Source organism: Nitrosopumilus zosterae (assembly GCF_025998175.1).
Classification (GTDB): domain Archaea; phylum Thermoproteota; class Nitrososphaeria; order Nitrososphaerales; family Nitrosopumilaceae; genus Nitrosopumilus; species Nitrosopumilus zosterae.
Genome location: NZ_AP026695.1, coordinates 1,304,027 through 1,321,944 on the forward strand (window position 1 = coordinate 1,304,027; position 17,918 = coordinate 1,321,944).

At 36.1% G+C, this 17,918-nt stretch carries 24 protein-coding genes; 8 read left to right on the forward strand and 16 right to left on the reverse strand.

Features of this window, described 5'->3' with window-relative positions; all coding sequences use genetic code 11:
• Position 1: 1 nt before the first annotated feature.
• Both OO712_RS07980 and OO712_RS07985 read right to left on the reverse strand, forming a co-directional pair.
• Positions 2–433 (reverse strand): hypothetical protein, encoded by a 432-nt coding sequence (locus OO712_RS07980; RefSeq protein WP_109876321.1) that lies wholly within the window; start codon positions 431–433, stop codon positions 2–4.
• On the reverse strand, positions 426–1,754 hold the full coding sequence (locus tag OO712_RS07985; protein WP_109876322.1) for a cation:proton antiporter domain-containing protein: 1,329 nt from the start codon (positions 1,752–1,754) through the stop codon (positions 426–428). The genes OO712_RS07980 and OO712_RS07985 overlap by 8 nt, the downstream gene beginning before the upstream one ends.
• A 424-nt stretch (positions 1,755–2,178) precedes the next feature.
• Between OO712_RS07985 and OO712_RS07990 the strand changes: the two genes are divergently transcribed.
• A complete protein-coding gene (locus OO712_RS07990) occupies positions 2,179–3,696 on the forward strand; it encodes a chemotaxis protein (protein ID WP_200829034.1) in 1,518 nt (505 codons plus the stop codon).
• Here the strand turns inward: OO712_RS07990 and OO712_RS07995 are convergent.
• From OO712_RS07995 to OO712_RS08010, 4 genes are read right to left on the reverse strand one after another with little or no spacing between them, the layout of a single operon-like run.
• A complete protein-coding gene (locus OO712_RS07995; protein WP_109876324.1) occupies positions 3,693–5,759 on the reverse strand; it encodes a cellulose synthase family protein in 2,067 nt (688 codons plus the stop codon). The genes OO712_RS07990 and OO712_RS07995 overlap by 4 nt on opposite strands.
• Before the next feature lie 51 nt (positions 5,760–5,810).
• Entirely contained in the window at positions 5,811–6,758 is a 948-nt protein-coding gene (locus tag OO712_RS08000) for a 4Fe-4S dicluster domain-containing protein (RefSeq protein WP_109876325.1), read from the reverse strand.
• Positions 6,759–6,791: 33 nt separating this feature from the next.
• Positions 6,792–7,103, reverse strand: coding sequence for a hypothetical protein (locus OO712_RS08005; RefSeq protein WP_109876326.1), 312 nt, complete (start codon positions 7,101–7,103; stop codon positions 6,792–6,794).
• A gap of 1 nt (position 7,104) precedes the next feature.
• Positions 7,105–7,950: a sulfurtransferase gene (locus OO712_RS08010; RefSeq protein WP_109876550.1), complete on the reverse strand. Its 846-nt coding sequence runs from the start codon at positions 7,948–7,950 to the stop codon at positions 7,105–7,107.
• 93 nt (positions 7,951–8,043) lie between these two features.
• Between OO712_RS08010 and OO712_RS08015 the strand changes: the two genes are divergently transcribed.
• The gene (locus tag OO712_RS08015; RefSeq protein WP_109876327.1) at positions 8,044–8,859 is read left to right on the forward strand and encodes an NAD(+)/NADH kinase; all 816 of its coding nucleotides are present in this window, start codon (positions 8,044–8,046) and stop codon (positions 8,857–8,859) included.
• Positions 8,849–9,328 carry an NOB1 family endonuclease gene (locus OO712_RS08020; RefSeq protein ID WP_109876328.1) on the forward strand — a complete coding sequence of 160 codons (480 nt, stop codon included), beginning with the start codon at positions 8,849–8,851 and terminating at the stop codon, positions 9,326–9,328. The genes OO712_RS08015 and OO712_RS08020 overlap by 11 nt, the downstream gene beginning before the upstream one ends.
• Here OO712_RS08020 and OO712_RS08025 read toward each other — a convergent pair.
• Genes OO712_RS08025 through OO712_RS08065 form a run of 9 tightly spaced genes read right to left on the reverse strand, consistent with a single transcriptional unit; the run spans position 9,314 to position 14,616 of the window.
• Complete coding sequence (locus OO712_RS08025) at positions 9,314–10,072, reverse strand: sulfurtransferase (RefSeq protein ID WP_109876329.1); 759 nt, start codon at positions 10,070–10,072, stop codon at positions 9,314–9,316. The two genes, OO712_RS08020 and OO712_RS08025, sit on opposite strands and share 15 nt — an antisense overlap.
• Positions 10,073–10,096: 24 nt before the next feature.
• The gene (locus OO712_RS08030; RefSeq protein WP_200829035.1) at positions 10,097–10,786 is read right to left on the reverse strand and encodes an ERCC4 domain-containing protein; all 690 of its coding nucleotides are present in this window, start codon (positions 10,784–10,786) and stop codon (positions 10,097–10,099) included.
• Between the two features lie 52 nt (positions 10,787–10,838).
• On the reverse strand, positions 10,839–11,228 hold the full coding sequence (locus OO712_RS08035) for a prefoldin subunit beta (protein WP_109876331.1): 390 nt from the start codon (positions 11,226–11,228) through the stop codon (positions 10,839–10,841).
• A gap of 23 nt (positions 11,229–11,251) precedes the next feature.
• Positions 11,252–11,497 carry a KEOPS complex subunit Pcc1 gene (locus OO712_RS08040; RefSeq protein ID WP_109876332.1) on the reverse strand — a complete coding sequence of 82 codons (246 nt, stop codon included), beginning with the start codon at positions 11,495–11,497 and terminating at the stop codon, positions 11,252–11,254.
• Positions 11,481–11,693 carry an eL43 family ribosomal protein gene (locus tag OO712_RS08045; protein WP_109876333.1) on the reverse strand — a complete coding sequence of 71 codons (213 nt, stop codon included), beginning with the start codon at positions 11,691–11,693 and terminating at the stop codon, positions 11,481–11,483. The genes OO712_RS08040 and OO712_RS08045 overlap by 17 nt, the downstream gene beginning before the upstream one ends.
• Before the next feature lies 1 nt (position 11,694).
• Positions 11,695–12,513: an exosome complex protein Rrp42 gene (gene rrp42 / locus OO712_RS08050; RefSeq protein WP_109876334.1), complete on the reverse strand. Its 819-nt coding sequence runs from the start codon at positions 12,511–12,513 to the stop codon at positions 11,695–11,697.
• Positions 12,514–12,515: 2 nt separating this feature from the next.
• On the reverse strand, positions 12,516–13,250 hold the full coding sequence (gene rrp41, locus OO712_RS08055) for an exosome complex exonuclease Rrp41 (RefSeq protein WP_109876335.1): 735 nt from the start codon (positions 13,248–13,250) through the stop codon (positions 12,516–12,518).
• Complete coding sequence (rrp4, locus tag OO712_RS08060) at positions 13,250–13,930, reverse strand: exosome complex RNA-binding protein Rrp4 (protein WP_109876336.1); 681 nt, start codon at positions 13,928–13,930, stop codon at positions 13,250–13,252. Before rrp4 ends, rrp41 begins: the two co-directional genes overlap by 1 nt.
• A complete protein-coding gene (locus OO712_RS08065; protein WP_109876337.1) occupies positions 13,930–14,616 on the reverse strand; it encodes a ribosome assembly factor SBDS in 687 nt (228 codons plus the stop codon). Before OO712_RS08065 ends, rrp4 begins: the two co-directional genes overlap by 1 nt.
• A 60-nt stretch (positions 14,617–14,676) precedes the next feature.
• Between OO712_RS08065 and OO712_RS08070 the strand changes: the two genes are divergently transcribed.
• The 5 genes from OO712_RS08070 to OO712_RS08090 are packed head-to-tail and all read left to right on the forward strand — an operon-like array spanning position 14,677 to position 17,355.
• Entirely contained in the window at positions 14,677–15,342 is a 666-nt protein-coding gene (locus tag OO712_RS08070; RefSeq protein ID WP_200829036.1) for a DNA-directed RNA polymerase subunit D, read from the forward strand.
• 45 nt (positions 15,343–15,387) lie between these two features.
• Entirely contained in the window at positions 15,388–15,735 is a 348-nt protein-coding gene (locus OO712_RS08075; RefSeq protein WP_109876338.1) for a 50S ribosomal protein L18e, read from the forward strand.
• Positions 15,728–16,186, forward strand: a complete 459-nt coding sequence (gene rplM / locus OO712_RS08080; protein WP_109876339.1) for a 50S ribosomal protein L13 — start codon at positions 15,728–15,730, stop codon at positions 16,184–16,186. The genes OO712_RS08075 and rplM overlap by 8 nt, the downstream gene beginning before the upstream one ends.
• Positions 16,183–16,632, forward strand: coding sequence for a 30S ribosomal protein S9 (gene rpsI / locus OO712_RS08085; RefSeq protein WP_109876340.1), 450 nt, complete (start codon positions 16,183–16,185; stop codon positions 16,630–16,632). The genes rplM and rpsI overlap by 4 nt, the downstream gene beginning before the upstream one ends.
• A 3-nt stretch (positions 16,633–16,635) precedes the next feature.
• Complete coding sequence (locus OO712_RS08090; protein WP_109876341.1) at positions 16,636–17,355, forward strand: nucleotidyltransferase family protein; 720 nt, start codon at positions 16,636–16,638, stop codon at positions 17,353–17,355.
• Here the strand turns inward: OO712_RS08090 and leuD are convergent.
• Positions 17,333–17,917 carry a 3-isopropylmalate dehydratase small subunit gene (gene leuD / locus OO712_RS08095; RefSeq protein ID WP_109876342.1) on the reverse strand — a complete coding sequence of 195 codons (585 nt, stop codon included), beginning with the start codon at positions 17,915–17,917 and terminating at the stop codon, positions 17,333–17,335. The two genes, OO712_RS08090 and leuD, sit on opposite strands and share 23 nt — an antisense overlap.
• Position 17,918: the final 1 nt, after the last annotated feature.

The following is a 17,918-nucleotide window of genomic DNA, read 5'->3' on the forward strand; positions in this document are numbered from 1 at the left end:
CTTATTTTTGATTTTTAGGAACAAGTGCATTTTTGATAATTTCTAATGCGTCTTGAGCTTTTTCTGGACGTGGTAATTGAATCATAAACACATTATCTTTTCCATAATTTGATTTTGGTGAGGATAATGCAAACATCGCAGTACTTGCAAGAGATTCAAAAAAGTCAAGATGTGTTTTTGCATTAATTAGAAATGTCTCAACGATGTTTCCTTTCGAAAATGTCAAAACAACTTCAACGAATACGTTTCCCAGTCCATCTTGTAAAATATTTAGATCAGTGTTTATGGATAGAGATTGACCCGCAATCTTAGATAGCATATCATCATATTTTTTCTCTTCGATAATTATGCACGGAGTTTCTTTCCCGTCAAAATCAAAAGTAGTGATTCCATCGTGGGCTCGTTCCATCAGTTTTTTTAATTCATCAGACATCTTGCTTTTCCTTTAGCGTGGGGATTATTTTATCACCTGCTTTTACTAAAAATGGAGAAATAAATGCAGTGATTATAGAAATTATACCCATCAATGGGAACAAGAAAGCACTGACTGCCCCTATATCCACCCCAACTTTTACAATTACAATTGAAAATTCACCTCTTGGAGCAGCTAGAGTAAATGCAGAACGTATTGCTTTGCTACGTTTTTGTCTAAAGACAAGATTTCCAATCAGATTCCCACCAAACTTCATTCCAATTGCTACAGCAATCAAGGCAATTGCCAGAAAGATATGATTTTCAAGTTGTGATATATCCATCAAGGCGCCAACTGAAATAAAGAAAATTGCTACAAACATGTCTTTTATTGGACTTGACAGTAGTTTTGCAACTTCGGATGATTTTGATTCTGCAATAAGAACCCCTGCTAAAAAGGCGCCAATTGCAACTGACAATCCAACTACATTAGCAAGTAATGCATATCCAAAGCAAACACCTAGAATACTCAGTAATAGAATTTCACGGTGCTCAGCTTCTGCAACTCTATCAATTAGTGGTGGAATGATTCGAGTTCCAATGGTAAATGTTCCAACAATAAGACCAACAGCAACTAGAACCACAACAATTACAGATTCAATAGATACTGTTCCAACTAAAGCAATGGACTGCAATGAAGAAATCAAAATAACTGCAATCACGTCTTCTACAATCAAAATTCCCAAAACAAGGATAGAAGATTCCTTTTTGATTCGTCCCATCTCCTCTAAAATTTTGACAATTATTGCAGTACTAGAAATAGACAATGCTGCTGCAATGAAGAGCGCGTCTAAAAATTCCATTCCAAGTGCGGTTGCGGTATAAAACACAACACCCAATGTTGAAAATAAACCCATAGTCCCAACCCCAACTGCTACACGTCCAATGCTTTTGATTTTTGCATATGGAAATTCTATCCCAATTACAAAAAGAAGTAAAATTACGCCAATTTCAGAAAAAAGATTCAACGCAGAAATATCAGAGAGAATCCCGACACCTCCAGATGAATCAGAAGATGGGCCACCTTCAGGCAAAACCCACGACCAAAAAGGAGATAACGGACCAATCAGCATTCCTGCAAAAAGATAACCAATGATTAGGGGTTGCCTGATTTTGAAAAAAGCAAGAGTGACTACTGCGCCAATTATCATAATAAATGCCAAATCAGTTACAAAAGTTGTGTGAGGAAGATCAGGAGTTATCTGTTCAATTAAACTGGTAACTGTTGTGTTAAGTGAGCTATGAATTTCACTTGTATCTATCTGAAGTGAAATGTTTTGCATATTTTCACTTGACAAATTTCTTTAAAAATGATTTCCAGTTAAAAATTTTGGAGTCAAATTTATGAAATTCCAGTAATTGAAAATAGGCTCAAAGCACAATCTTTAAGCTCTTATGATGATTCATCATAATCGTAACGCAGAGTGATGATTAGGCCATCTGAATAACATGTAGAAATATGACCTGGGGTATCTGACTGCATCTTTGGTTACGTCATAATCACCTGAGTATTAATAGTACGGTACCATACCGTACTATATGATTCAATGTGAATATTGTACAAGAGGGTTTATCGAGACGGCAAACGGGTTGGCCGAAAAGACCTTTCATGAGTTACTTCACGAACCAACTGTTGTAAACAAGTAACTCTTTACATTTTTTATTTTAGACCCAACTTTTTTATCATCATTTTTTAATTGATTGTATATGGCTACAAAGAAAAAGACATCTGCCCAACCAAAGAAAGTTGTGAAAAAAGTTTCAAAAGAACCAGCGCCATCAGCAGTACTAAAGAAAGTAGCATCAGTTTCAGATTCTAACAAAGCATTGCAAAAAGAGATCAAAGTAATGACAAAGATTTTTGGAGAAAATCAAAAAGTCCTTTTATCAATGAAAGGAATGATCGATACACTAACATCAACTTTGGAACATATCCAAAAACAATCAAAACAAATCAACATAATAGAAGAAGACACTCAAAAATTATACGCAGGACTAAATCAAGTAAGAACTCAATCCAATTTAGTAAATAAAATAAATGATCAGACTGCAAAACTGCAAGATGAGATAAATAAAATTTCTGAGATCCAAAAGACAACAAAACCTCAGGAATTATCTCAGCAAGTTCAAGACAGTATGAATTCAATTAAGAATAATTCTCAAATGATAATAAAAATTGCACAAAGAATTGACGAAGTCAGAGATGATCTCAGAAAAGTTTCTGGAAAAGCAGATTCATTTTTGGAGATCAGCTCGGAGATGAACAAACTAAAAAACAATCTAGATGAAATCTCAGATAAAACTGCAAAACTAGATACTGGAAATCAAATCATCCAGAGTCTCAAACAAGAATTTGAAAGAATTGCAGATAGTGCAATATCAACAACAGATCTTAATTCAGAACTTGAAGCAATCAAAGTCACAATTGATTCTATTTCATCAAAAGCATCAAAGATTGATTCTCTTGGAGGAATAATTGATGGACTCAAGCAACAGTTTGAAACAATTTCATCAAACGCCAAATCAGCAGAGAATCTAAGCTTGCAGACAATCAGGGATTTAGGAGGTAAAATAGATAGGATCGAGACAGAAGTTGGAGGATTATCAAAAAGAGCAGATTCCACAGCGTTTGTAGGAGAGGGACTCAAATCAGTTCAGGAAGATATTTCAAATTTCAAGCAGACAGTATTTGATAAAACAAACAGCATAGAGCAAAAAATATCCTCAGCGTCAGATATTCTAAAAAGACAAGACGCATCAACTGTAGAATTTCATAAAAAATCAGATAAACTATTTGAAGAAATACAGTCAATTAAAAGCGCCACAAACAAATCAACAAGCGATTCATCAAAGGAGATGATGGCATTGCTAAAACTCTCAGAATACCAATCAAATGTCAGAATGAATACAGAATCAAAGTACGGTGAATTAAAGGACATTGAGAAGATGGCAGCGCAAACTGCAGATATTGTGAATTTATTTGATAGAATCTCAATTGAGTCAGGTGAGAAAATTCCATTGCCGCAAGAAGTAAGACAGTGGGCAGTAAGTAAGATCTTAGATTGTGCTGACAAGTGGGAAGTTAGATTCAGCGATGTCTATTCAATTTTAACTAATTCAATAGGCAGAGACATGTTAAAAGAAACAATCAGAGTGCAACAAGTAAGAGACATTTATGGAATTAGAGCAGTAGATGAAATTAGAAAGGATCTAAATATTCCTTAGACACCTGTTTCATCGATTTCTTTGAATTGCTGTTTCTTTTTCTTTAGTGCAGCAAAGATTCCCAATATTGCTGCAATCCAAATTGTACTAAACATGATGTTTGCAACACTGACATACATGTACGGAGTTGCGTCCATAATGTTAGTTTTCAGAGATAGTGCTCTACCATTGAGGTCAATCATTCCTGTATGATATGCAGAACTGTCTTTTGGAACAGTCGAGATTTTTTCAATACTTTCAACCATTGTGTCTACATCGTTTTGTATTCTAAGCAAGTTTGTAGATTCTGTTGCAAATATCCAAACGGGGTTTTTAGAAATGACTTCACCATTAGCATCAGTTGTTTCAGGAACATTAGCCATTACAAGTTCCAAATCTTCTTGAATTGCTACCAAGTGATTTTTAATTATTACAGGATCAGAGGAGCCCACAATTCCATCAAGATGGCCTCGAATTCTATCCAGAGGGTAAATATCAGTATTATAACCATAAATTGCCATGAATCCTCCAAAAACAATAATTCCAACAATTCCAATCATGGAAAGTTTGTAAACAGTATTTGCCATTTTTTCTTTCTTAGTTTTTGGTCGTAATTTACTTGATTTATTTCTTTTAAATCGTGTATGAGACAAGCTCATGTAAGCAATATAGAAAAATCCTGTAGCCTGCAGCCCAATAATAGGAACAAAGATGGGATTATTCGAAAATACTGCAATGAAGATTCCCATTATGCCATATACACCAAAAAAGATCTCAAGCAGTGTAACTTGGGAGAATGGTAAATTGTATGCATTATCTTTCCAATCATCTTTTGTTTTTAGAACACCATATTTTGGAGTTCTAAGGAATTCATTCTTCTTTCCAATAACTGCATCAAATACTGCAACTGTGTTATTCACAGACATCCCAGCATTGTAAATTAGTAATGCGGGAAGTATCTTGGCTTTAGACTTCCAAGATTTTTGATACATACTTTGCATGATCATGATGTATGCACCTGGTCCCATTGCAAGGTATGTTGCAATGGTTATCGCAGGAAGAAAGCTGATCACATAGAGATTGACCTGACCTGCAAGTAAAATCGGTAATGCCAAAAACTGTATCAGCATTAATGGATAAACAACATGACGTGTAAGCTGGATGAATGCTTGAATTTTTGCTTCAACTGCAACTTTGCGTTTTAGTGCAATGTCAGTAAGTAGTTTTATTGCACATTGAATAGAGCCTTTTGCCCAACGGAATTGTTGTCTCTTTGCGGCATTCATCTGTATTGGAAGTTCGGCATTAACTACAATGTCAGGCAAGAACAAACATTTCCATCCTTTCATTTGCGCTCTATAGCTTAGATCAAGATCTTCAACCAGTGTTGCAGTATGCCAACCACCTGCATCCTCAATACAATCACGCCTCCAAATTCCTGCAGTGCCATTAAAATTCATAAACAGATGAGAATTGCTTTTTGCTTTTTGTTCAATTAGAAAATGAAAGTCAAGACTCAATGCTTGTGCTTGAGTGATTGCAGAATAGTTTTCATTAACATGGCCCCAGCGACATTGAACCAGACCAATTTTGGAGTTTGTAAAATGCGGGATTGCTCGTTTGAGAAACCATGTTGGCGGAATAAAGTCCGCATCAAAAATTGCAACAAGTTCGGTATCAGTGGATTTCATTGCATGTTTTAATGCACCTGCCTTGTATCCACTTCTCGTTCCTCGTCTGATATGCTCTATTAGAAAGCCTTGATTTTTGTAATCATCAACGGCATCGGATAGCAACTCAACTGTATCATCATCAGAATCATCCAACACCATAATCCTCATCTTATCTTTTGGATAATCCAAGTTACATACTGCATCTACCAATCTTTTTGCAACATACTTTTCATTGTATATTGGAAGTTGGATTGTAATCGAGGGAGTTCCCCAATCAGTAGTTGATAAAATCTCTTTTCTTTTTCTTGAAAGAAATGCAAGGTAGTAAAAATTGCAAGTGTATGCAGTAATAATTATGGCCGATAAAATGAACAGATCAAAAACAAATTGGGTGAAAGGGTTGATTGCCATATCCCTAATCTCACAAAATTACTAATCGCTATTTATACTTGCAATAATGGATTATTTTTGCTCAAAGATCTTGATTGCCTGTGGTGGACATACGCCTTCACATGCAAGACAAAAGATACAATCAGGTTCTTTTGACATTAATGGTTTCTTGTCAGATGCAGGATTTCCCGGAGTGTCAAACCATTCATAGACACCCACTGGACATGCTTCAATACAGCCACCGTCTGCAATACAAATATCATAATCTACTGAAACAAATTCTCCCCAAACACCCATGATTCCATTTGAGGTTCCCTTTCTCCCCCAAGTCTTGATTGTGTGCTCTGGTGCCTCATATACTGCAGATGGTTTCATTTTTGATTTGTAGTCCACATCAATTGGACCAGGTTTTGCGCCATCGGGGATTTCGATATTTTCATCATCTTCTTCAGCATCATCTTCTTTGGCTTCAACAGGTTTTGGTTTTGCACCAAGAACAATTTTTGCCAATGGAGTTAATTCTTCTAGTTTTTGAATTGCTGCAACTTCAGAGATCTTTTCAGTTTTTGCCAAGTATGATATCATCTTGTCTGCCAAAATGGTGTTACGTAAAATAGTATCAATGACCATTTTTGCAAAATGATCTGCCTTCTTTCTGTAATCTTTGACCCAATTTGGATCACCGAATTTTTCAATTGGGAATATTTGATAAATAATATCAACAACTTCGCCTGTAACAATTTCTACTGTAACAGATAGCTCAACCTCTTCGTACCCTTTGGCATCAACATCATCCATATTTTGTTCCTTCCAGCGATAGGTTGCATAGATTCTATCTGCATACATGTCCATCTCAAAAGCCTTTTTGAGGCCATCATGAACGGATTTGAGTTCTGCAGGTTCCTCTAGTTTAATTGGTAATCGGTATAGTCCAAGTTTGTAACCATGTAAAGGATAAACGCCACGCTTTGCAGTGGGAGCCTCCATGGAATAAACTCGATCTTTTAAAAGTAAAGACATCTGCTTTTGATGATTCTAATTTATTTAAAAAGGTTATCCGTCGTCATCTGGACAGGTTAACTCTCTAAGCTCCGTGTATTTTTTTTCCATGGCTTGCGCATGTTCTAATACTTGAGATAGATCGTAAGAGTCTTTTGAGAAATACCACCTAATTACTACCCAGTGTCCAATGCCATCCATATCATGAATCATTCCCTTGTCAGCTGTGACATTTAATTTCTCATCAACAGATGTCTCCTTTATGGTAAGACCGCGTTTTGTTTTGTCCTCCAAGATGAATTGGGAGTCACCGTCTTTGATAAAGTAGAAATTTCCTTTCTCAAGTACAGGAAGGTCTAGAAGCAATTTATTTTTCCACAGGATTTCCGATCATGTTGCCCCATTCAGTCCAAGAACCATCATAGTTTCGAACCTTGGGATATCCAAGTAGATATTTTAGAACAAACCAGCTGTGAGAAGATCTTTCTCCAATTCTGCAATAACAAATTACATCCTTGTCAGGAGTCACACCTTTTGGTTCATAGTTTTGTCTTAATTCTTCAACTGCTTTGAACGTGCCATCAGCATCATTAACTGCAGTAGCCCATGGAATATTATTTGCACCAGGAATGTGTCCACCTCTCTGTGCGTGTTCCATCGGATACTCTGGAGGAGCAGTGATTTGACCAGTAAATTCTGCAGGTGATCGGACATCAACCATTACAGTATCTTCTTTGTCCAGTGCTCTGCTCACATCAAATAGATATGCTCTGAGTCCTTCATCAGGTGGTTGTGCTATGTAAGTCGATGGTGACAATTGTGGCTCTTCAGTAGTATAAGATTTATTTTCTAATTCCCATTTCTTTCGTCCACCATTCATAATTTTGAGATTCTCATGACCGTAAATTTTGAAAACCCAGAACACAAATGCTGCAAACCAATTGTTAAAGTCACCATAAAGAATTACTTCTGTATCAGCAGTGATTCCATTTTTTGCCATCAAGGCTTCAAATTGTTTTTTACCAATGATATCTCTAGTAACTGGATCATTAATGTCACGTTTCCACCAAATCAGTGTAGCGCCATTTATGTGACCTTTTTGATAGCCATTGACTGGATCATAATCAACTTCGACTAGTTTTCTATTTTCATTTGGAGGATTTTGAGACACCCACTCAGTATCAACTAAAACTTCAGGATGTGCGTAACTCATGATGTTTTTGCCATTGTTTTCACACTTATTTGTTTTTTTCCAAAACAGACTAAAAATATCATTTTTAAGTACAATGAAATTCAATAGAACTGCTTGAAGCTTCAAAAAGTTGCAGTTGTGAGTAAAGTAGGTTCAAAAGATTCTGAAAAAGCTGCAAGGGAGGTAGCAAAAAAATTTTTAGCAAAAAAATCTACTGTTTATACGATTTCTCCAATTGAGGTAGAAGGGGCAGAGAAAATAGAAGATTTATCAGAATTAAAAAAAATAAAGCTGGATCTAGTAATAACTTTAGGAGGAGACGGAACAACACTCAGAGTCTTCAGAAACCTCCAAAACGAGACTCCGATTTTAACCATCAATGTTGGAGGGAATAGAGGAATTTTAGCTGAAATTACGATTGAAGAAATTGATAATGCAATAAATGAGATTTTAAAAGACAATTTCTTTTTGGATAAAAGAATCAGAGTTGTTGCATCTTGCGGCGGAGTGGAATTTCCTCCAGCATTAAATGAGATATACATTAGCAGAGTGAACCTGACTAAAACGGCAGAGATTGAAATCAAATTTCAAAATGATACAGTAAAGCAAAAAATGGATGGAGTAATCATCGCGACTCCCAGCGGATCAACTGGTCATTCATTTTCATTGGGCGGTCCAATATTACATGAAAGTTTGAATGTGTTAATTATCACACCTGTTGCACCAGTATACAGATTAGCATCCATTGTAGTTCCAGATGAGAAAATTGAAATTATTTGCTCGCATGATTGCAATATTGCAATGGATGCTCAAGTAATCAAAACAGTAGGATATGAAGAGCCAATAATTATCAAAAAATACAATAAACCAGCAGTCTTCATAAGATTAAAAAAACGAGGACTGAGGCAAATGAGCAAACTTGGGTTTTAGAATTTTAGATGCAAGTGCATTTTATGCAGGGGTCCCATTTGGATCAGCTGATGATTGTTATACAACATCTTTGGTTTTTGAAGAAATCAAGCACATAAAGAAGAATCAAGATGCACTTGGAACACTGCTTGAAACTAACAGACTAAAAATTAGAGAACCAGACAAAGAGTCAACTGTTGCTGCAGTAAAGGCTGCAAGAGATACAGGAGATTATCAACAACTATCAAAGCAAGATGTCTCAATTATTGCATTATGTATTGAGATGAATGGAGAAATAATTAGCGACGATTTTGCAATTTCAAATGTTGCAAGAAACCTAGGACTGAAAATATCACCAATTATGACTCAGGGAATCACAGATGTTGGCAAATGGGTTCATTATTGTCCAGGTTGTAGGACTAATCACACATCTGGGAATGAATGTCCAATGTGTGGAACGCCATTAAAAAGAAAATTACTCAAGGGGTAACTTTTTGCCATTCCACTCTACAAAAGAGCCATCATAGAGCCTTACATTTTCAAACCCTGCAATCTTTAATTGTAAAAATAGATTTGATGCTCTATGACCATGCATGCAATAGCAGACAATTGCTTCTTCCTTGGACACATTATTTTGCAAAAACAATTCATCAAGAAATTTTTTCTCTTGGTATAAGCTTCCATCATAACCAATCCCCTCAGTAAATGGAATCAATTTTGAGTTTGGAAGATGGCCTCCCATGAATTCTTGAGGACTGCGTGCATCTAAAATTTTAAAATCATCGAGATGTTCTTTTAGAAAATCAGATTCTATTCTAATTGCATTATTTATTTTTGGAATAAATTTTGCAGGTTTTGGGGCAAATAGTTTTTTTGTGAATTCGAATCCATATTTTTGCAAATCAGATACATTTGCGTCAAGTAGACAAGTTTTTTCATGTCCAAGATACAAAAATGTCCATGCAATTCTCGCAACAGATGGATCCATAGAGTCACCGACTAGGACAACAGTTTTTGTTTCATCAATTCCCAAGTTGCCAAGTAATTCAGCAATTTTTTCTTGCTCTAATACAAGATTAGAGCCGAACTGATCAAAACGGATTACTTGTTCTACTGAAAGTGATTGTGCATTTGGAAGATGGCCATAAAGAAACATTGTTTTTGGACGCGAATCTAAAATAACAACATCAGGATCAGTTAGATGTTCTTTTAACCAGTCAACGGACACTAACATGAATGATATGATTTTTCTAAATTATTAAATTATATCATGCAAAGTTTTTTGATCAGATTTTTTGAGATGCTTGCTTTTAGAGTCTAACATGTTTTTTATTTTCTTTGCTCTAGCTTCCCCCAAACCCTCAACTTTTGCCAAATCTGCAGTTGTTGCAGTTAATACTTTTAATGGTGTTCCAAACTTTTCTAGCATTCTAACTGCAAACTTGTCACCAATTCCAGGTAGGCTGCAAAGAACGGAGAGTTGCTGTCGTTCAATATCAGATGATTTTTTTATTTTTTTAAGATAAGGTCCCTTGTAGGATTCTTTTCTGGAACACATTGAGACTAGTAATTTTGCAGTGTGAACTGCACTAGGAGTTGGAATTACTGGAATTTTAAAATCCAAAACTACAGTTGAGATTGCGCCATAAAATATCAAAGGATTTTCTGTTATTTCCTCAATCTCGTCTACATTTCCCTCCATGAGAACAATCGGATTCTCAAAGTGTTCCTTTAATCTTGAGCATTGATCAAAGAGCCTTCCATCAAAGACAGAGGCCATAAGATCACGAATGCTTTTTCTCTCAACGATTGTTTCGGGTCCTACAATGTAATCTCCAATAGGTAGTGTCTTCATCTCAAGATTCAGCCCTACGGATTTTAAGAGTTCAGGAATTCCACTTTTGCGCTCTCGCTCATCTACAATGATTCGAAGATTTTCTAATTTCACAAATAACACTTGAAAGGAATTGTTAATATCTTATATGAAATTGAATTGAAGATTATTTTCTAGGGTTATCTTCTGCTGGGGGCGTACTAGTAGAACCGCCCTTCATCATCTCAGTAATTTTTGTTTCTTGTTCTTTGAGTGATTCTTTTAGACGTATCTCTTGTTTGTCAAGAACAGTGACACGTGTTTTTGCCATCTCTGCTCTCTCTTCTAATTCATCAATGAGTTCTTGTTTTTTTGCTTTAATCAAAACGGTTCCTGCTTGCTTGAAAACGGCATCGCCATCCGCAACTTTTTTTAGTTCATCTAATGCCTTTGCAGTTTCTGCTTTTTCCATTTCAAGATGTTGTTTTTGAGTCATCACTGACTGGAGGCTTTGTTGAGATTGTTGTAGTTTCATTATTTGTTCTTGAAGCCATGGAGGCATTTGCGGTGAAGACATGATTACTCAAAAAATTTATTTCATTATATCTTTACCGATTCAATTGAATCGTAGCTTGCCTGAATGAGTCTAAGTGTTGAATTAAGATTTGCCCGGAGATGAGTTAATTGGTCAGATTCTGCAGTGATTGTAATTTTTTTATCAAACTTTATCTTGGTTTTAACAGGATTTTCAGGATAAAAGTCGTTGTCAACATTTACAGAATCAAAAATTGCCTTTGTCTTGTCTTTTGCATCAACTGTAATTTTTGCACTAAAGTTTAATGTCATATGCAGTTCCAGCTACTTTATAGCTGCATTTTTTACAAGACCAAATTCCCACAGCATCTCTACCAAACGTTTTTGAACCGCACTCAGGACATGTTCTTTTTTCTTTTAATTGGAGATGAATTTTCGTATACTGTTTTCTAAGTTTAATTCCGTAACGAGCGCCCAATCCTTTCAGAGATTTCTTGGTTTTTGCCATTTTACTGACCTGCCATTTGGGCTTGTTTTAATTTTTCTCTTATTTTTGCGCCTACTCGTACTGAAATTTCTCCACATCGATTAATTTCGTCTTGTGTGAAACCATCAGAGCCTCCTTTTTGTAAAGCACAGATATTTCCATCAGAATCAGAAGTAATTGTAATTCTCGCATCCATGCTAGCCCACTCATCCCCATTTGGATCAACTATGATATAGTTTCCAATCTTACCCATAGTTACTGAGACGGGAATAGTTGCAATTGGCACTGAAGTTTCTTCACCTTCAACTAGCGTTGGAGCATCATCAATCCAATTCCATTTTGGGGTTTTTGATGAAAGTAGTGCCGCAGCTGCAGCATAAGAACATGCATCAAAGAGATTACCATCATAATCAACAACAACATTATCTGCAAAGACACCAATTACTGATTTGTTTTTCTCAATTACTAATTGAGAAACATCAATCATATGACTCTCTCTAATTCCTCTATCAACAACTCTTGCCAGTTCAATTACATCAGGTCCAGGCGGACCAGTTTCGACAGTTGGATGAGACAAGGGTAAAAGCTCAGCAGTACAAATGAAAATTCCTTTGTCACCCATATCAGGGAAAGGTCTATCAGGCTGGATTTTAACGCCACAAATTACTTCAGTTTCACCAAGGCGAACTCTTGCAGAGCCATTTGCTTTTGGGATTGCACCAGTTTCAATGAAGATTTCTCTTGGTTCGTCTAGTGCGCGTCCATCTACTCTTTTTCCTTGTTCAAGCAATTCAAGAATTTGTGATTTCTTTAGATCATCAAGAACAGAAGTGGATGTCATTTTTAACCTGCTCCGTTTCCAAAGTATTTGTCTTGTAATGCTTTCTTTTGAAGATCATAAACTAATTTACAACCTTCAACACCAACTTGAACACATTTCTTGTATTCTTCGGGTGTAAGAACTCCATCTAATTGCAATAGTGTGATTTTTTCTAGATTTGGCATATAGCCAATTGGCATATCTGCCTGACCTGCTTGGTCTTCTTCATTGTTTACATCAAGGATTACAGTATCTGCAACTTTACCTGCTGCAATTGCTGCAACCATATCTCTCATAGGAATACCTGCATCTGCTAATGCGACAGAAGCTGCTGTAAGTGCAGCACATCTGGTTCCACCATCGGCTTGCAATACTTCAATGAATACATCAACTGCAGTTCTTGGAAATTTATCCAACATCACTGCAGGCTCTAAAGCTTCTTTGATTACTTTGGAAATTTCAATCTCTCTTCTTGAGGGAGCGGGATTTTTTCTTTCTCCAACTGAGAATGGCTCCATATGATACCTAACTCGTAAAATTCCTGTATCAGTGTTTGACATGTGTTTTGGATGAACGTCTCTCGGACCAAAAACACCAACTAAGATTTTGTTATCGCCAAATTCAATGTATGCTGAACCATCTGCGTTTTTGAGTCCGCCAGCTTTAATCATTATTCGTCTTGGTTCGTCTACTTTACGGCCATCACATCTAATACCATTCTCGTCCAATAGGACCATTGTTGCGTCTCGTCCGCCCATTATGATTCACCTTTTGAGTCTAACATTTCTTTCACTTGATCAGTCAAATTAGCAACGTGTGCTTTTTCATTAACCATTTCGATTGCCTTTTTAGCCTTTAATAATCCCTCGGGCGACTCGCATGAAACTACTACCCAGCCGTTTTGACCAATAGTAATTGCAGCATCAGTTGCCATCTCTATCATTTGGATCATAGTACCTCTCTTTCCAATTAGGCGTGGGACTTTACTTGGTGATATTTGTAGTAGTATTCCGGTGTCAATTTTGCCTAAATCCCTATCAGAAATTGTAACTAGTGGATCACGTGTTCTATCAAAATTGGCAATTCGTGCAGCAACCAGATCACCTGACTTTAGCTTTGATGCAAGTTCATCTGCATGTGCAGAAAAGTCTCGTCCGAAGACATCTTGTGCTGGTAAAAATCCAACATAGCACGAATTAATGTCCAATTCCCACGACAGTGATGTATGAGATATCACTTTACCAATAACGAGATCATTGATTTTTGGAATGTATTTTCCAGTAAGCGGAATTACCTTAACGGAGTCGTCATAAATTTCAGAAATTCCAATAGTAGTTGAAATTATCTTATTTCCTTGAAGTTCTACATTTTGTTCAGGTCTGAAAGGCCCTGTGGTCACTACATCACCTGGAATAACGTATTTTCTTTTATTATCCATTATTTCATTACCTCAACTGTAGCAGAACCCTTGGTTATAGAGCCTAATCTGTCTATCACATTTGGCCTTGCTGCAGCGGGTATTTCAAGTATTGCTTTTAAAGATCCATTATTTTGCCATTCTTCTTTGTTTAGAGAACCTACAGATTTTAGAACGGCATATGATTGAGATGCAAATTGTGCAGGTATTGTTATTTCTAATTTGAGATTCTCAGATTTTAGAGCAATTATTGAACGCAATTTTTCAACAATGTCTTTTACTTGCTCATCTATAGTTTTGTGAGGATCTATTGATACTCGTCCATCTTTCATTGCTTGCTCAATTCTTAGTGGAGGATGGGGCAAGTGAGTTTTGGGATCCACGTATGTTTTTGCAATAAATGTTACAATCTGTTTTCTTTTCTCTTCAATCATTGTTCGTCTTTGTTCAGTTGTGAGATTAAGGTCACCTTTCTTGAGAATTATCTCTGCAATTTCTGCTGGGTCTTCAGTTTTGAAAGCATGAAGTAGTTTTTCAGCCGTGGGCCTTGTTCCCTTACTAGCATCAGTATAAATTTCATCAGAAACTAAAATTGACGAAATATCCTTTTTCTTACCTAATCTGTAATCTAAGGCAGGATCAGGCTTTACCATAATTTCAAATTTTTCTCCCTCGTAAGAATATCGGACCAATGTGTAATCTGCCATGTCTAAAGCATCTATGACAATTTGGTATTTATCTATACATAAAACTAGCTAGATTTTTATGTGGACTTTGAAGATTTTGTTCAAGATTTGTCATCCTTAGAGGTAATTAGCAAAGATAATCACAAAATAGCTATAAAGCTAAAAGGCATACCATTACAATATGCAAATGCATTAAGACGCGTGTGTCTTAACGGCGTTCCAGTCTTTGCAATTGATACAGTAGACATTATTGAGAATTCCTCAGTATTGCCTGACGAAGGGCTAGCACACAGACTTGGACTAATTCCATTAAAAACAGACTTGAATAGATTTAATGAGCCATCAAAATGTGATTGTAAAAGTGAGACAGGGTGTTCAAACTGCAGGGTGATGTTAGTGTTAGATTCTGGAGATTCGGATGTTACAAGAACCATTCTTTCAAACGAATTGTCTTCTGAGGATGAAACAGTAAAGGCAGTTTCAGATAAAATCCCAATTGTTCAACTAGCACCAGGTCAGAGAATCAAAATAGAATGCTATGCAAGACTTGGACGCGGAACAGAACACGCAAAATGGAATTCTGCAAACATTTCAACATTAATTGATACGGATAAAGAAAACGAGAAAGTGCTTACCGTAGAATCAACTGGTGCATTAGATCCAGAACAGATTGTTCTTGCAGGTGTGGAAGAAGTAAGCAACAAACTAGGCCAATTCAAAGAAACTATTGGTCAAATTGAAGAGTAAATAAAGCATAGACATTATATTTGGGTTTCAAGGCGCATTATTCACATGACTAATCAAGTAGTTATCCAGATGGCAAAGGATCTGAAAAAGGCATCAACTAAAAATGACGCTCCAATTTGGGCAAAATTAGCAGAGTATGCACTAAAACCATCTATTGCAAGAAGAGATCTCAACTTGAATAGAATTGGACAACTAACAAAAGAAAATGATATCGTAGTATTTCCAGGTAAGGTTCTAGGGACAGGCATCGTTCCTCATAAAATTACATTATTCTCATTTTCAATTTCAAATACTGCTGCAAGCAAAATCGTAGAGAAAGGTGGAAAGATAATTAGTTATTCAGATTTGATTGAACAAAATCCAACAGGAAAAGGAGTCGTATTACTTGGCTGAGCAAGTCATAAGAACTGATAGGCCAATAGTAGTAGATGGAACAAATCACATCGCTGGAAGATTATCATCATATGTTGCAAAATTACTAATCAAAGGAAATAGAGTTTCAATTGTAAATTGTGAAAAAATCATGATGAGTGGAACTAGAGTAAACCAAATCAAAGAATATAGAGAATTTTTAGAAATTAACAGTGTCATTAATCCAAAACACGGACCAGTGCATTATAGAAGACCAGATACGCTAATTGCAAAAATGATTCGACAAATGTTACCATTTGATAGAAAACCATCTGGAAAAGAGTCATACCAAAGACTAAGAACATACATTGGGTCTCCAAAAGAAATCAAATCACTAGAGAAAATTCAATTTGAAAAAGCAAAAATTAAAAAAACTGCTGCAAACTATACAAGCGTAGGCGAATTATGCAGAATTATAGGGTGGACTGAATGACAACTCCAAAAACAGAAATTTATTTTGCAACCAGAAAAAGAGCTAGTGCACATGTCTACATTACAAAGGGACAAGGTAAAGTAAGAATTAACAACATTCCGGTCGAAATGATTCCTCAAGAAACTGCTCGTGAAGTAATTCTAGGACCACTAGAAATCACAGGTGACTTGAGAGACAAAATTGATATTTCTGTAAGAGTTAGAGGTGGAGGTTTTATGGGGCAAGCCAGTGCAGCAGCAACTGGAATTACTAGAGCACTCATTGGATGGACAAAATCTAAAAAAGATCCAAAAGATCATCCTTTTCCAAAATCCACTAGAGAAGATCTTCGAAAACGAATCACGGATTTTGATAAGTACCTAGTCAGCGGAGATGCCAGGCAGAAAGAACCAAAGAAATTTGGCGGACCTGGTGCTAGAAGAAGAAAGCAGAAATCATACCGTTAGACTGTGAAGGCCATAATTTTAGCTGGCGGCAAAGGTACTAGAGGCAAACCATACACAGAATATTTTCCAAAGGCAATGTCACCAATTAATGGAAAGCCACTAATTGACTATGTCGTAAAATATCTAAAATCATTTAGTTTCATAAAAGAGATAATCATAATTTCTGATTTCACAGGATTAGGCGGACAAATCAAAAATTACTATGAAAATCAAGAGGGCGTCACCTTTGTTCAAGATTCTCAAAGTGGTACTGGAGGGGATCTGCTTCACATCGAGAACAGACTCAAAGGCGAATCAGAATTTGTATTATGGTTTGTAGATAACTTGTGCGCAATAGACCTAAAAAAGATGAAAGAGCAGTTTGTAGATAAAAAAAGTACTGCATGTATTGCAACAAGATCAAAAAGAAAAGAAGAAACTGGATTCGCAGTAGTCAAAGATGGAATAATTCAAGAATTCAAAGAAAAACCAGTTATGAAATTGCAGCACTCCGAATGTTTGGGAATCTACATGTTAGGGATTGATGTCATCAAAAGAATAAAGGCCAAAGCAAAACAAAAGGAGATCAATTTGTCATATGATATTTTGCAGCAACTATCAAAGGAAGGAAAAATTAGTGCGTATGACATTGGAGATGTAGAATGGATTGATGCAGAATCTCCAATGGTTTTAGAGCGAAATGGGAAAACAGTAAAGAAGATTATAAAACAGATGGGATTTTAGAGTTCTTTTCAAACTCTGTAATTTTATCTTCGTATTGAAAAGTCTGTGCAATATCATCTAATCCCTCTAAGAGAATCTTTTTCAAATGAGAGTCAATATCAAAATGAATTTCTTGAGAGGAAGTTTTGATGGTTTGGTTTTTCAAGTCTACGCTGATGGGATCTTTTTCGTTTTGAAGTGAATCAACTGTTTTTTCATCAAGGGAAATTGGCAGGATTCCATTTTTGAAGCAGTTGCTAAAGAAGATATCAGCAAAAGATGGTGCGATTATTACTGAAAAACCATAGTCTTTTAGAGCCCAAACGGCATGTTCACGACTAGAACCGCATCCAAAATTATCACCGGTAACTAAGATTTTAGATCCGTCATACTTTGACTCATTTAAGACAAAATCAGATTTTTTGTTTCCATTTTCGTCATATCTCCAATTAAAAAACAAGAACTTTCCAAATCCAGACTTTTGAACAAGTTTAAGGAATTGCTTTGGAACAATTTGATCAGTATCAACATTTACTTTATCAAGTGGTGTGACAATGCCGGATATATTTTGAAACGGTTCCATT

Coding starts and splice junctions, on each gene's coding strand:
- OO712_RS07980 (WP_109876321.1), bottom strand. CDS start 433: ATGTCTGATGAATTAAAAAAACTGATGGAACGAGCCCACGATGGAATC.
- OO712_RS07985 (WP_109876322.1), bottom strand. CDS start 1,754: ATGCAAAACATTTCACTTCAGATAGATACAAGTGAAATTCATAGCTCA.
- OO712_RS07990 (WP_200829034.1), top strand. CDS start 2,179: ATGGCTACAAAGAAAAAGACATCTGCCCAACCAAAGAAAGTTGTGAAA.
- OO712_RS07995 (WP_109876324.1), bottom strand. CDS start 5,759: ATGGCAATCAACCCTTTCACCCAATTTGTTTTTGATCTGTTCATTTTA.
- OO712_RS08000 (WP_109876325.1), bottom strand. CDS start 6,758: ATGTCTTTACTTTTAAAAGATCGAGTTTATTCCATGGAGGCTCCCACT.
- OO712_RS08010 (WP_109876550.1), bottom strand. CDS start 7,950: ATGAGTTACGCACATCCTGAAGTTTTAGTTGATACTGAGTGGGTGTCT.
- OO712_RS08025 (WP_109876329.1), bottom strand. CDS start 10,072: ATGTTAGTGTCCGTTGACTGGTTAAAAGAACATCTAACTGATCCTGAT.
- OO712_RS08035 (WP_109876331.1), bottom strand. CDS start 11,228: ATGTCTTCACCGCAAATGCCTCCATGGCTTCAAGAACAAATAATGAAA.
- OO712_RS08040 (WP_109876332.1), bottom strand. CDS start 11,497: ATGACATTAAACTTTAGTGCAAAAATTACAGTTGATGCAAAAGACAAG.
- OO712_RS08045 (WP_109876333.1), bottom strand. CDS start 11,693: ATGGCAAAAACCAAGAAATCTCTGAAAGGATTGGGCGCTCGTTACGGA.
- rrp42 (WP_109876334.1), bottom strand. CDS start 12,513: ATGACATCCACTTCTGTTCTTGATGATCTAAAGAAATCACAAATTCTT.
- rrp41 (WP_109876335.1), bottom strand. CDS start 13,250: ATGGGCGGACGAGACGCAACAATGGTCCTATTGGACGAGAATGGTATT.
- rrp4 (WP_109876336.1), bottom strand. CDS start 13,930: ATGGATAATAAAAGAAAATACGTTATTCCAGGTGATGTAGTGACCACA.
- OO712_RS08065 (WP_109876337.1), bottom strand. CDS start 14,616: ATGGCAGATTACACATTGGTCCGATATTCTTACGAGGGAGAAAAATTT.
- OO712_RS08075 (WP_109876338.1), top strand. CDS start 15,388: ATGACTAATCAAGTAGTTATCCAGATGGCAAAGGATCTGAAAAAGGCA.
- rpsI (WP_109876340.1), top strand. CDS start 16,183: ATGACAACTCCAAAAACAGAAATTTATTTTGCAACCAGAAAAAGAGCT.
- leuD (WP_109876342.1), bottom strand. CDS start 17,917: ATGGAACCGTTTCAAAATATATCCGGCATTGTCACACCACTTGATAAA.